The 12,901-nt window shown below is 72.6% G+C and carries 11 protein-coding genes, 2 pseudogenes and 1 riboswitch; of the genes and pseudogenes, 12 read left to right on the forward strand and 1 reads right to left on the reverse strand.

Features of this window, described 5'->3' with window-relative positions:
* Positions 1-21 precede the first annotated feature (21 nt).
* Positions 22-840 (forward strand): MerR family transcriptional regulator, encoded by an 819-nt coding sequence (locus Prubr_RS34965; protein ID WP_212819818.1) that lies wholly within the window; start codon positions 22-24, stop codon positions 838-840.
* 99 nt (positions 841-939) lie between these two features.
* Here Prubr_RS34965 and metE read toward each other — a convergent pair whose 3' ends face one another.
* Positions 940-3,204, reverse strand: coding sequence for a 5-methyltetrahydropteroyltriglutamate--homocysteine S-methyltransferase (metE, locus tag Prubr_RS34970; RefSeq protein WP_212819820.1), 2,265 nt, complete (start codon positions 3,202-3,204; stop codon positions 940-942).
* 116 nt (positions 3,205-3,320) lie between these two features.
* Positions 3,321-3,530, reverse strand: a riboswitch (cobalamin riboswitch).
* Positions 3,531-4,575: 1,045 nt separating this feature from the next.
* Here metE and Prubr_RS34975 point away from each other — a divergent pair.
* The 11 genes and pseudogenes from Prubr_RS34975 (at position 4,576) to Prubr_RS35025 (ending at position 12,893) form a co-directional block, all read left to right on the forward strand.
* On the forward strand, positions 4,576-5,634 hold the full coding sequence (locus Prubr_RS34975) for an SRPBCC family protein (protein ID WP_212819822.1): 1,059 nt from the start codon (positions 4,576-4,578) through the stop codon (positions 5,632-5,634).
* Positions 5,631-6,017 carry a gas vesicle protein GvpJ gene (gvpJ, locus tag Prubr_RS38495; protein ID WP_212819824.1) on the forward strand — a complete coding sequence of 129 codons (387 nt, stop codon included), beginning with the start codon at positions 5,631-5,633 and terminating at the stop codon, positions 6,015-6,017. Before Prubr_RS34975 ends, gvpJ begins: the two co-directional genes overlap by 4 nt.
* Before the next feature lie 94 nt (positions 6,018-6,111).
* Positions 6,112-6,798 (forward strand): annotated as a pseudogene (locus Prubr_RS34985) (GvpL/GvpF family gas vesicle protein); the annotation flags it as partial.
* Between the two features lie 4 nt (positions 6,799-6,802).
* Positions 6,803-7,018, forward strand: coding sequence for a gas vesicle protein GvpG (locus Prubr_RS34990; protein WP_212819828.1), 216 nt, complete (start codon positions 6,803-6,805; stop codon positions 7,016-7,018).
* Positions 7,019-7,050: 32 nt separating this feature from the next.
* The gene (gene gvpO, locus Prubr_RS34995) at positions 7,051-7,491 is read left to right on the forward strand and encodes a gas vesicle protein GvpO (protein WP_212819829.1); all 441 of its coding nucleotides are present in this window, start codon (positions 7,051-7,053) and stop codon (positions 7,489-7,491) included.
* 7 nt (positions 7,492-7,498) lie between these two features.
* The gene (locus tag Prubr_RS37530; RefSeq protein WP_246568087.1) at positions 7,499-7,888 is read left to right on the forward strand and encodes a gas vesicle protein; all 390 of its coding nucleotides are present in this window, start codon (positions 7,499-7,501) and stop codon (positions 7,886-7,888) included.
* Positions 7,885-8,595, forward strand: coding sequence for a GvpL/GvpF family gas vesicle protein (locus tag Prubr_RS35005; RefSeq protein WP_212819831.1), 711 nt, complete (start codon positions 7,885-7,887; stop codon positions 8,593-8,595). The genes Prubr_RS37530 and Prubr_RS35005 overlap by 4 nt, the downstream gene beginning before the upstream one ends.
* Positions 8,596-8,653: 58 nt before the next feature.
* Complete coding sequence (locus Prubr_RS35010; RefSeq protein WP_212819833.1) at positions 8,654-8,953, forward strand: gas vesicle protein; 300 nt, start codon at positions 8,654-8,656, stop codon at positions 8,951-8,953.
* On the forward strand, positions 8,947-9,270 hold the full coding sequence (locus Prubr_RS35015) for a gas vesicle protein K (RefSeq protein WP_212819835.1): 324 nt from the start codon (positions 8,947-8,949) through the stop codon (positions 9,268-9,270). The genes Prubr_RS35010 and Prubr_RS35015 overlap by 7 nt, the downstream gene beginning before the upstream one ends.
* A gap of 725 nt (positions 9,271-9,995) precedes the next feature.
* Positions 9,996-11,316: pseudogene (locus Prubr_RS35020) on the forward strand (NAD(P)/FAD-dependent oxidoreductase).
* Between the two features lie 23 nt (positions 11,317-11,339).
* Entirely contained in the window at positions 11,340-12,893 is a 1,554-nt protein-coding gene (locus Prubr_RS35025; RefSeq protein ID WP_212819837.1) for an aminotransferase class I/II-fold pyridoxal phosphate-dependent enzyme, read from the forward strand.
* Positions 12,894-12,901 lie beyond the last annotated feature (8 nt).

The raw sequence follows: 12,901 nt of genomic DNA on the forward strand, positions 1-12,901 counted from the left end.
GCGGCTGCCAGACTGGATGGCGTGACACGTCGACAGGCCGCCGGGACCGCGGCGACCGAAGGGCTGACCGTCGGCGCCGCGGCATCCCACGCGGGCGTCACCGTCAGGACACTCCATCACTGGGACGCGATCGGGCTCGTCCGCCCCTCCGCGCGCACGGCCGCCGGCTACCGGCTCTACACGGCCACCGACGTCGCCCGCATCCACCGGGTGCTCGTCTACCGCGAACTGGACGTACCGCTCGACCGCATCGCGGGCCTGTTGGACGCACCGGTCGCCGACGCGACGGAATCCCTGCTCCGACAGCGCGACCGGCTGCGCGAGCGGATCGTCCGGCTGGAGCGGATGGCCGCGGCGCTCGACCGCATGGTCGAGGCCAGGAACACCGGCATCCTGCTGTCGCCGGAGGAGCAGGTCGCCATCTTCGGTGAGCAGTGGCGCCCCTCCTGGGTAGCGGAAGCGCGCGAACGCTGGGGCGACACCAACCAGTGGGCGCAGTACGCCGAACGCGCCGCCGGGAGGACCGCGGAGGACTGGCGACTGGTCACCGAGAACGTCGAGGCGCTCAACGCGGACCTGGCCACGGCCCGGCGCACCGGCGTGCGACCCGGCAGCGACGAGGCGAACGCGCTCGCCGAACGGCACCGGGCGTCGATGGGCGCCCACTTCGACTGCACGCACTCCATGCAGGTCTGCCTCGGACGCAGGTTCACCACCGATCCGGAGTTCGCCGCCTACTACGACGACCTCGAGCCGGGCCTGGCCACGTGGCTGCGCGACATCATCGACGCCAACGCCCGCGCGCACGGCATCGCCCCCGAATCCGCGACCTGGAGCTGACGACGTCGCGGTGTCCGGTCCGGTGGTGCGGGCCCGGACGGCGCACGGCGGCCGGACCCGCCCGGCCGGGGTGGCATGCCCGCCACCCCGGCCGGGAGATCAGCCCAGCGTCGCCCGGATCTGGGCGGCGGCGGCCACCAGGTGGCGCAGGGCGGGCTCGATCTCGGCGTACCCGCGGGTCTTCAGCCCGCAGTCGGGGTTGACCCACAACCGGTCTGCGGGCACCGCCGCGACCGCCCGGCACAGTGCCTCGGTGATCTCGGCCTGGTCGGGCACCCGCGGCGAGTGGATGTCGTAGACGCCGGGCCCGACCCCGCGGCCGTAGCCGGCGGCCCGCAGGTCGTCGAGGATCTCCATCTTCGACCGGGACGCCTCGATGCTGGTCACGTCGGCGTCCAGGGCGTCGATCGCGGGCAGCACCTCGCCGAACTCGGAATAGCACAGGTGGGTGTGAATCTGGGTGGCGTCGGCGACACCGCTGGTGGCGAGCCGGAACGCCGTCACCGCCCAGTTCAGGTAGGCCGGCTGGTCGGCGGCGCGCAGGGGCAGCAGTTCGCGCAGCGCCGGTTCGTCGACCTGCACGATCCGGATGCCGGCGGCCTCGAGGTCGCGGATCTCGTCGCGCAGCGCGAGAGCGACCTGGTCGGCGGTGTCGGCAAGCGGCTGGTCGGTACGGATGAACGACCAGGCCAGGATCGTGACCGGGCCGGTGAGCATGCCCTTGACCGGTCGTCCGGTCAGCGACTGGGCGTACCTGGACCAGTCGACGGTCATCGGCGCCGGCCGGGTCACGTCGCCGTGGATGACCGGCGGGCGTACGCAGCGGGAGCCGTACGACTGGACCCAGCCGTTGACGGTGGCGGCGAAGCCGCCGAGCTGTTCGCCGAAGTACTGCACCATGTCGTTTCGCTCGGGTTCGCCATGGACGAGCACGTCCAGGCCGAGGCGTTCCTGCACGGCCACGACGTGGGCGATCTCGGCGCGCATCCGGTCGGCGTACCCGGCGTCGTCGAGCCGGCCGGCGCGGTGCGCGGCCCGGGCCCGACGCAGTTCGTCGGTCTGCGGGAACGAGCCGATCGTGGTGGTCGGCAGCGGCGGCAGGCCGAGTCGGGCCCGCTGCGCGGCGGCGCGTTCGGCGTACGGGGCCCGCCGGGTGTGCTCGTCGCCCAGGTCGGCGAGCCGGGCCCGGACGGTGTCGTCGCGCCAGGCGGCCGGGGCCGGCGGGACCGGTGCGGGCAGGGTGCCGACGCCGTCGCGCAGGGCCCGCCCCAGGGCGACGACCTCGTCGACCTTCTGCCGGGCGAACGCGAGCCGGGCCCGCAGATCGGGGTCGAGGTCGGGTTCGGCGGCGAGATCGACCGGCACGTGCAGCAGCGAGCACGAGGTGGCGACACTGACGTGGTCGGCGAGGCTGGTCAGGGCCGCGCCGGTGGCGGCGGCCGCCCGCAGATCGGTACGCCACACGTTGTGGCCGTCGACGAGGCCGGCGACGACGGTGCGGCCGGGGATCGGGCCGGCGGCGGCGAGCCGGGCGAGGTTGCCGGGGCCGGCGACCAGGTCCAGGCCGACCGCCTCGACGGGGGTGGCGAGCAGGGCGGGCAGGGCGTCGCCGAGTTCGCCGAAGTACGACGCGACGAACAGCCTCGGCCGGTGGTGCAGGGCGCCGATCCGGTCGTACGCGGCGCGCAGCGCGTCGATCTCGGCGGCGTCGCGGTCCGCCACGTACGCCGGTTCGTCGAGCTGCACCCATGGCACTCCGGCGTCGGCGAGCGCGCCGAGGATGTCGGCGTACGCGTCGACGAGGTCGTCGAGCCGGTCGACGGGGCGGAATCCCTCCGGCGCGTCGGGCGCCGGCTTGGCCAGCAGCAGGAACGTGGCCGGGCCGACCAGCACCGGGCGGGTGGTGATGCCCAGGGCGGCGGCCTCGGTGTACTCCCGCAGCGGCTTGTCGGGACGGGCGGTGAACGCGGTGTCCGGGCCGATCTCCGGGACCAGGTAGTGGTAGTTGGTGGCGAACCACTTCGTCAGTTCCAGCGCCGGTTCCGCCGCCGTGCCCCGGGCCATCGCGAAGTAGGTGTCCAGTTCGGACAGTCCGAGACGGCGGAAGCGGTCCGGGACCGCGTCGACCGCGACGGCGGTGTCCAGCACGTGGTCGTAGAACGAGAACGTGTTCGACGGCACCGACGCGAGGCCGGCGTCGCGCAGCGTACGCCACACGGCGGCGCGCAGCCGGGCGGCGCGGTCGTGCAGTTCGGCGGCGTCGATGCCGCCGGCCCAGTACGCCTCGACGGCGCGCTTGAGTTCGCGGTCGGGGCCGATGCGGGGGTAGCCGAGCACGGTGCTCTGGCCGAATGGTGTGGTCACGAGCCGGGTTCCTTCCCTCGAAGTACCCGACGGGCCGACCGGGAAGGAGCGCACGGCACGCCGGAACGGCGGGCCTGCCCTGGCCGTCCCGAGAGGCCGTCGGCAGCGCACGCGGGGCCGCGTACGCGGTGCGGGCAGGTCTTCGGACTCGCGGGCGTGACCGTCACCGGTCTCCTACTGGCCGTCGCTTCCCAGACGCGTGGGCGTCCAGTGCTCTTGACGGCGGTCGTTCCCGCTCACCGCTGCGGGGCAGTCCCGGATTCGCACCGGGTTCCCTCTTACGACGCCCCCGGCGAGGGGGGCGAACCAGCACTGCCGCCCATCGTACGGGCCGACCGTCGGGGGCGCTGACCGGCGGGCCCGGGTCGGGACGCACCCGGCCCGGCCGCCCCACCGCCGCGACCGCCCCGACCCACGGAGAAATGCCGAATGTAATTGTCTGACTCATTGCGACGAATGGTGCCCGGGCAACCTCGCCATCCCCGTTGTCACCCTCTCCGACCAACCGTCCGAATCGCGGCGCCAGCCCGCGTGTCAAGCCGCACACGCAGCCTGTGACCAGCAAAAACACATGTTTCCCAGGTTCCGGGGCGTGGGTAGCACAGCCCCCGTCGACACGCTTGCCGCACGGCACGGGTCGGCAGGACGACCCGCCAATTCATGGCGGGACACCGCAAGTGAGAAGAGGTCCGACAGTGATGAAGAAAGGAGCGCTCTGCGCGCTCATTCTCGGAACGGGGTATCTGCTGGGTCGGCGCAGGCGGCTCGGCGCGGCACTCGTGCTCGGCGGCGCCGCTGCCGCCGGCCGGCTCAGCGCCAACTCCGGCGGGCTGCTCCGGTCGCTGGGCGGGTCCGTGGACGTCGCCCGACTTCTCGATCTGCGCGGGCCGTTGGTCGCGGCCGGCAAGGCCGCCGCGGTCAGCGCCGTCAGCAGCCGGATCGACTCGGTGAGCGACCGCCTGCACGGTCGGGCCGACACCCTGCGCGGCGTGGTGCGGGACACCGCGAACGACGACCGGGATGACCGCGACGACGACCGCGACGACGACCGCGACGACGACCGCGACGACGGACCGTACCTGGAAGACGAACCGGACGACGAGCCGGACCGGGACGACGCGGACGACGACGAGGCGGACCGGGACGACGAGACCGACCGGGACAACCGGCCGTCGGCACGGCGCGGCCGCGACCCGCGGTCGCCCCGGCGCAACGCCGGCGGGCGGTCCGGACGGTCCGCCGGGCGCGACACCGAGGAGGACCCCGACGACGGGGACGCCGAGGAGGACGACGTCCCCGGCAACGGCCGGCGCCGAGATCCCGCCAGGAGACCACCAAGGCGCCGGTACGCCGGCGAGGCAGGTGATCACGATGACCACACGGATCCCGCACGGCGGCCAGAGCATCGGCGACAGGATCTCCGGCCGGCTCGCGCACGAGGTGCAGAACCTGGTCGGCGCCGCCATCGAGCGGCTGGTGTCGACGGCCGCCGACCGGATGGCCTCGGCCACCGACCGGCTCGTCGAGTACGCGGCCAACGGTGGCGGGCCGGGCGTGGTGGCGGCGGCCACCGGCGCGCGGAAGCTCGCCGACGGATCGTCCCCGATCAAGGCCGGGCTCAGCGCCGGCCTGGCCGGTGCCAAGGAGAAGCTCAAGGAGGCCGTGGGCAAGGGCGGCCGGGGCGGCAAGGGCAAGATCAAGGTCACCAACATCGTCGAGTCGATCGACGTCGGCGTGCCGGTCCGGGTGGCCTACAACCAGTGGACCCAATACGAGGACTTCTCCGGCTTCATGAAGAAGGTGGAGAACGTCGACCGCAACGGCGACGAGAAGACGACGTGGAAGGCACAGGTCTTCTGGTCGCACCGCAGCTGGGACGCGACCGTGGTCGAGCAGGTGCCCGACGAGCGCATCGTCTGGCGGTCCACCGGGAAGAAGGGCCACGTCGACGGCGCCGTCAGCTTCCACGAACTGGCCCCGGACCTGACCCGCATCCTGGTGGTCCTCGAATACCACCCGCAGGGCCTCTTCGAACACACCGGCAACCTGTGGCGCGCCCAGGGCCGCCGGGCCCGGCTCGAGCTGAAGCACTTCGTCCGGCACGTGATGACCCGTACCGTCCTCGACCCGGACGGGGTCGAGGGGTGGCGCGGCGAGATCCGCGACGGTCAGGTGGTCCGGGACCACGACACGGCACTGGCCGACGAGCGCGCCGAGGACGAGCCCGACGACACCAAGTACGACGACGAGAACGACAACGACGACGACAGCGACGACCGGGACCGCGCGACCGGGTCGGCAGGCGGCAGGCCACGCGCCGCGGCTCCGGCCGAGAGGGACCGGGACGACGACAACGACGACAACGAGCGGTCCCGACCGCCCCGACAGCGCGGCGACCGCACCCGCGCCTCCGGAGGTGACCGGCGATGACGATGGCCGTACAGCAGCCCGACGGTGGCGGTGTCCAACGCGGCTCCGCCTCGGACCTCGCCGAGGTGGTCGGCACGATCCTGGACAAGGGCGTGGTGATCGACGCACACGTGTCGGTCGGCATCGTCGGGATCAAACTGCTGACCATCGACGCGCGGATCGTGGTCGCCAGCGTCGACACGTACCTGCGCTTCGCCGAGGCGACCAACCGGCTCACCCTCGACGGGTCGCAGGCGGGCCGGGGCCTGCCCGAGGTCGTCCAGGGCCCGAAGGGCAACTTCCTGGACAAGGCCGGCGACGCCCTGGGGGAACTGGTCGGCGGCACCCGCGACAAGGACGACCGCGAGCGCGCACCGCGCCGCCAGCGACGAGAGGAACGGTGACGATGTCCGTCGACACCCGCGAGGCCGGTCCCGACACCACCGGCTTCTTCATCTACGGCCTGGTGCCCGCCGACGTGGAGCCGACCGGCGACGCCCGGGGGTGGGCGACCCGGCGACCCCGGTGGACGTCGTCACGCACGGGGACGTCGCCGCCCTGGTCAGCGACGTGCCGCTGGACCGCCCACTGGGCCGTCCCGACGACCTGCGGGCCTACCAGACCCTGCTGGACGGGGTGACGCTCGCCGCGCCGGTGCTGCCGGTCCGGTTCGGCACGGTGGCCCGCGACGGGGCGGCGGTGACCGACCTGCTCGCCGAGCGGCACGACGACTACCGGCGGGCGCTCGACCGGTTGGAGGGTCGGGCCCAGTACGTCGTCCGGCTGCGGTACGTCGAGCGGACCGTGCTGTCCGAGGTGCTCGACGGCAACGCGGAGGCGGCGGCCCTGCGCGATCAGCTCCAGGGGCAGCCCGCGGACGCCCTGCGCGACGTCCGGATCCGGCTCGGCGAGATCATCAACGCCGAGGTCGAGGCGCGGCGGGCCGCCGACACCGAACGGCTGCTGGAAGCCCTGTCGCCGGTGACGGTGACGACCCGCACCCGACCGCCGTCGTCCGAGTTCGACGCCGCACACCTGGCCCTGCTGGTCGAGATCGACCGGCAGACCGAGTTCGAGGACGTGGTGGAGCGGATCGCCGCCGAGCAGGAGAACCGGGCAAGCGTCAGGCTGCTCGGCCCGCAGGCCCCGTACGACTTCGTCGACCAACTCATGGACCGGGAGTGAGTCGGTGCTGGGCCCCATCCTGAGCCTGCCCCTGGCCCCCGTGCACGGTCTCGTCGGACTGGCCCGGGTGCTGCGGGACCAGGCCGAGCAGGAGCTGTACGACCCGGCCACCGTGCAACGGCAGCTCGAGGAACTGTCGGCGGCGGCAGCCGCGGGCGAGCTGTCCGAAGAGGAACTGGCCGAGGCGGAGCAGCAGATCATCGACCGGCTGATCGACTGACCGGTCGGCAAACGGCAACAGCGGAGGTACCAATGCCCACCACGAGAGGGGACCGGTCGCCGACCCGGGCCACGTCCCGCCGGCCACGAGGCGAGCCGGACGAGGGCTACGACGACCGGGTACGCGACGACCGGGCGTACAACGACGATGACGACCGCGACGACGCCGGCTCCGGCCGGCGGCGGCCCCGGGCGGAGGCCCGTTCCGGGCTGCCGGCGAGCAGTGCCGCCCGGGCGGGCCTGGAGTACGTCGCCGAACTGACCGGCAAGGCACCGATCGGGATCACGTCGCTGGAACGCGGCGAGTCCGGCTGGTCGGTCGGTGTCGAGGTGGTCGAGGACCGCCGGGTCCCGTCGTCCGGCGACATCCTCGCGGTGTACGTGGCGGAGCTGGACGACGACGGCGAGCTGCTCGGCTACCGGCGGGTGCGCCGCTACGCGCGGGGTCGCGGCGATGCCGGCGGGGCGGGGTGACCCGGCGGTGAGCACTCTGCAGCACCGTGGACAGGACCCCACGAATCTCGCCGACATCCTGGAACGGGTGCTCGACCGTGGCGTGGTGATCGCCGGTGACATCCGGATCAACCTGCTCGACATCGAACTGCTCACCATCAAGCTGCGCCTCGTCGTGGCGTCGGTGGACACCGCACGGGAGATGGGCATCGACTGGTGGGAGCGGGATCCGTTCCTGTCCAGCCGGCCACGCGGGCCGGTCGGCACCGCGCCGGCCGGGGACGAGATCGGATCCGACGGCGGCCCGCGGGCCGTGGGGCCGCAACCGGCACCCGACGACGGGGACCTGCGCATACCTGACGAGCAGCCCCGTACGCATCAGCGGGAACGGCGCGCCCGGCGGGAGGAGATGGGATGAGCGGACACGGAATCTGGGTGCACGCGATCAGTCGCGGCCTGCCGGCGGACCGGCTGGCCGGCATCGTCGGGGTCGGCGGGGCGCCGGTACGCCCCGTCGAGGCGGCCGGTCTGGTCGCGGTGGTCGCCACGGTGGACCTGGCCGAGTACGGCGAGGAGGCGTTGCGCCGCAACCTGGAGAACCTGGACTGGGTCACCGCCGTCGCCCGGGCGCACCACCTCGTCGCCGACGCGGTGGCCCGCCTCGGCCCGGTGGTGCCGGCCCGGCTGGCGACCGTCCACCTCGACGCCCCGCGGGTGGCGGCTTTGCTGACCGAGCAGTACGACGACCTGTCGGCCGCCCTCGACCGGGTCGAGGGACGGATCGAGTGGGGCGTCAAGGCGTACGCCGCGCCGCCGCCGAGTGTCCCGGCCGAGCCGACCGGCTCCGGCGGCGGGCGGGCGTACCTGATGCGCAAACGGGCCCGGATGACGGCGACCGAGACCGCCGAGCGGGCCGCCGCGGCCGACGCCGACCGGCTGCACGCGGTGCTCGCCGGGCGGTCGCTGGAGTCGCGCCGCCATCCTCCGCAGGACGGCCGGCTCAGCGGCCGGCCGGAGTGGATGGTGCTCAACGGCGCCTACCTGGTGGACGCCGACCGGGTGGACGAGTTCGCCGACCTGGTCCAGGAGCTGGCCCCCGGCATCCGGGGATCACGGTGGAGCTGACCGGACCCTGGCCGCCGTACTCGTTCACCGCCGCCGACGAACGGGAGGCGGTGGGCCGATGACCGAGATCGTGCCCGGTGGCCCCGGCGGGGCCGCCGACTACCGGCCGATCGCCCTGGTCGACCTGCTCGACCGGGTGCTCGGCAAGGGCGTCGTGGTCAGCGGCGAACTCGCGCTGTCCATCGCCGACGTCGACCTCGTATACGTGTCGCTGCGGGCGCTGCTCGCGTCGGTGCGCGCCAGCGCCGGAGCCGCCGGGGCGGCACCGGATGGGGCGGCGGCCGGCCCGGGCGAGGTCGTCGACGGCGAGGTGGCGGCGGAGCACGGACCGGGACCGGCCGGGGAGCCGGGATGGTAGCCGAAACGCCGGACGACCCGCAGGTCGCGGCGGTACGCCGCCTGGGGCAGCGGGTCGACGTCGACCGGGACGGGATCGAGCGTGGCCTCGGCGGCCTGGTGTTGACCATCATCGAGCTGCTGCGGCAGCTCATGGAACGCCAGGCGCTGCGCCGCATCGACGAGGGCGACCTCACCGAGGAGCAGATCGAGCGGGTCGGTGCCACGCTGATGGCGCTGGAGGAACAGATGACCGAGCTGCGTGAGCACTTCGGCCTCTCCCCCGAGGATCTCAACCTGGACCTCGGCCCGCTGGGCCCGCTGCTCCCTCGGCAGTGACCGGGCCGCCGCGCGCCGCGCGCCGGGCGGCGGACGCTCCTGTGGTGCGTCAACCGGCCGCACCCGTGCCCTTCGTGGGGTGGCGGTGCGTGATGATCGTTGGTTGTTCCGCCGTTGTCCGTACGGCGTGTCGGGTTGCTGGGCAACTGATGATCACGGGTGCCCTGAGGATTTGCCGGGGAAGGACCTCAAAGGTGTTGGGGTCCACAGCCAATTCGGCGTACGCACAGCGAATCCGCTGTGGGACGTGACAGTGGTATCGGGTCGGCGGATGGACCGGGCCGGTGCGGCGGCCGATGCCTTCCGCGGCCCAGACCCGCGACCCTGAACGCTGCCCGGCCACGGCGAGCAGTTCGCCACGGTGCCAGGACACGCCAGCCGCCAACTGGCGGTCAAGCTCATGACCGGGCCAGACGTCTCCCCGCCAGGCCGGCGCCGGGGGTAGCGGGCGGACCAATCCCGCCCAAGACACGAAGCCAGTCAGGCGAAGGCTCACGCCCACTACCACCAGCATCAGCTCACCACTGATGAACCGACCCCGCCATGCTCACAGTCAGGCGGGCGCCGCGTCGGCCGCCGTCCGGCGGATCGTTCGTCACTCCCCATTTCGTTCCACAACGGACAGTAACTAGCTCCACAGTGGATCTGGGCTATGCTCCTCGCGGCCGTCCCCGGTGTGCCGCGCCACAGCACACCCCCTCCCCTCCACGAAGGGCCGATAACTGATGTACGACGCGATAGTTGTCGGTGCCCGCTGTTCGGGCGCCTCCACGGCGATGCTGCTCGCCCGGCAGGGGCACCGCGTGCTCGTCGTCGACCGGTCGTCGTTCCCCAGCGACGTCATCTCGACGCACTTCCTCTGGCCGCACGGGATGTCCTACCTGAACCGGTGGGGGTCCTGGACCAGGTGCTCGCGGTCACCCCGACCCACACCACGATCAAGGTGGTCAACGACGGCATCCCGCTGACCGGCTCGGTGCCGCCGGAACTGTTGCGCGAATACTTCCGGGACCTGCACGGCGACGACTCGGGCGTGGTGCAGAGCTACGCCTCGGTCCGGCGGCGGGTGCTCGACCAGATCCTGGTCGAGGCGGCCGCCAAGGCCGGTGCCGAGGTCCGCACCAACTTCGCCGTACGCGAACTGGTGCGTGACGGCGACCGGGTCGTCGGCATCCGGGGCCGTACCGCCGACGGGCAGACGGTCGAGGAGCGGGCCCGGATCGTGATCGGCGCCGACGGGCGGAACTCGTTCGTCGCCCGCACCCTCGACCTGCCGAAGTACGACGAGCGTCCGAAGTGCACGTTCGCCTACTGGAGCTACTTCTCCGGCTTCGACCTCGGCCCCGCGCAGTTGCACCGGCGCGGCCGGCTCGCGAGCGCGGTGGTGCCGACGAACTTCGAGCAGAACATGGTCCTGGTGTGGGGACCGAGCGAGTGGTCGCGGGAGTTCCGGCGGGACGTGCCCGGCAACTTCCAGCGGGCGCTGGACTTCGTCGCCCCGAGGTCGGCGAGACGGTCCGCACCGAGGGGACCCGCGAGGAGCGGATCTACGGCACGCTGGACCAGGCCGGCTTCCTCCGGCCGCTGCACGGGCCCGGCTGGGTGCTCGTCGGCGACGCGGAGTGCTTCAAGGACCAGTGCACGGCCATGGGCATGACGCACGCGTTCCGCGACGCGGAGCTGGTCACGGCCGCGCTGGACCGGTGGCTGCGCGGCGACGCGTCGGTCGCCGAGGCGATGGAGAGCTACGAGAGCCGTCGACGCAGCCAGAACGCCGCCGCCTACTACGACTACGTCTGCACGCTGGCCGAGATGCGCCCGTACCGGCACGACGAACTGCAGCTGTTCGTGGCGCTGCGCGGCAACCAGCAGGAGACCGACCGGTTCATCGCCACGCACGCCGACGTCGCGCCGGTCTCGGAGTTCTTCCAGGCGTCGAACCTGTTCCTGCTCAACGACGCCGCCAAGGAGTCCTCGGCGGGCTTCGCGATCTTCGACGACTTCGCCGCGACGTCGCGGACGTACCAGCAGAACATCTTCGCCTGATACCGCGCCCGGGAGACACCACCATGACCACGCAACTGCACGAACGTGAAGACGGCGAGCTGATCGAGATCATCCTCGGGGCGGCCCGGCGCGGCGACGTCGCGGCGATGGCGGACACCGCGACCGAGGTGTCCGAGATGACCCGCAACTGGGCCGGCCACATCCCGTGGGACGAGTTCGCGCTCCTCGACGGGGCCGACGACGAACTCGCCCGGGTCATCGCCGACCTGGAGGAGATGTGGGAGCCGGCGCACCTGCGCAACCCCGTCGACCCCGACGAGGAGTACGCGCTGGACAAGAACGCGTACGACTTCTACCGCCCGGCCGGCCGGAACCTGCTGAACCGCACCGGGGACTTCTACGACTGGGTGGAGGCCCGCCGGCGGACCGAGACGTGGCAGTACTCGCGGGTGCTGGAGGCGGCGCCGAACAGCACCGCCCAGATCACCAACGACCTGGGTCGGCGCACCCGGGGAATCAACTTCAACTCGCAGGACTACCTGTCGTTCAACATTCACCCGGCGATCCGCGAGGCCGCGGCCCGGGCGTTGCACGACTACGGGCCGCACAGCGCCGGCTCCCCGATGGTGCTCGGCAACACGCACATCTCCAACGACCTGGAGGCCGCCCTCGGCGACCTGGTCGGGCTGGAGCACGTGACGCTGTTCCCGACCGGGTGGGCGGCAGGCTTCGGCGCGGTCGTCGGCCTGGTCCGCCAGGAGGACCACATCCTGATCGACCGGCTGGCCCACTCCTGCCTCCAGCAGGGGGCCCGCGCCGCCACCCGCAACGTGGTCCGTTACGAGCACCTCAACGTCGAGGCGGTACGCCAGCACCTGGTCGACATCCGCGGCCGGGACAACCGCAACGGCATCCTCGTGGTGACCGACGGCCTCTTCTCGGTGGACGCCGACTGGCCGGACCTGGTGACGCTGCAACGGATCTGCCGGGAGTACGACGCGACGCTGCTGGTGGACGTGGCGCACGACCTCGGCGCGATGGGCCCCGGCGGCACCGGTGTGCTCGGGATGCAGAACCTGCTCGGCGAGGTCGACATCGTGATGGGCGCCTTCTCGAAGACGTTCTGCTCCAACGGCGGGTTCGTCGCGTCCCGGTCGCCGGCGCTCAAGCAGTACATCAAGATGTTCGGCGGCTCGCACTTCTTCTCCAACGCGCTGTCGCCGGTGCAGACCGCCGTCGTACTCGAGGCGACGAGGATCGTCCGCTCGGCGGAGGGGGACGCGCTGCGCGCCCAACTCTTCAGGGCCATCGACGCGCTGCGGGGCGAACTCACCACCCGTGGCCTGACCTGCATGGGTGAGCCGTCCCCGATCGTGCCGCTGCTGATCGGAAACGAGAAGCTGGCCCGTACCGCCAACCGGCTGCTGTTCGACCGGGGTGTGCTCGCGTTCATGGTGGAGTTCCCGGTCACCCCGACCGGGTCGTCCCGCTTCCGGCTCCAGGTGCAGGCCAGCCACCGGCCGGAGGAGGCCCGCGAGGCGGCCCGGATCATCGAGGGCGCGATCGCGGACTCCCGGGCCTACCTGTCGAGCGCGTTCGGCAGCGCGCCCAGGTAGGCCTACCA

The sequence above is a fragment of the Polymorphospora rubra genome, assembly GCF_018324255.1.
Lineage (GTDB): Bacteria > Actinomycetota > Actinomycetes > Mycobacteriales > Micromonosporaceae > Polymorphospora > Polymorphospora rubra.

Bases quoted from the DNA above. Each gene is read 5' to 3' on its own strand.
- gvpO (WP_212819829.1), top strand. From the start codon at position 7,051: ATGCCCACCACGAGAGGGGACCGGTCGCCGACCCGGGCCACGTCCCGC.
- Prubr_RS35005 (WP_212819831.1), top strand. From the start codon at position 7,885: ATGAGCGGACACGGAATCTGGGTGCACGCGATCAGTCGCGGCCTGCCG.
- Prubr_RS35010 (WP_212819833.1), top strand. From the start codon at position 8,654: ATGACCGAGATCGTGCCCGGTGGCCCCGGCGGGGCCGCCGACTACCGG.
- Prubr_RS35025 (WP_212819837.1), top strand. From the start codon at position 11,340: ATGACCACGCAACTGCACGAACGTGAAGACGGCGAGCTGATCGAGATC.
- Prubr_RS35015 (WP_212819835.1), top strand. From the start codon at position 8,947: ATGGTAGCCGAAACGCCGGACGACCCGCAGGTCGCGGCGGTACGCCGC.
- gvpJ (WP_212819824.1), top strand. From the start codon at position 5,631: ATGACGATGGCCGTACAGCAGCCCGACGGTGGCGGTGTCCAACGCGGC.
- Prubr_RS34975 (WP_212819822.1), top strand. From the start codon at position 4,576: ATGACCACACGGATCCCGCACGGCGGCCAGAGCATCGGCGACAGGATC.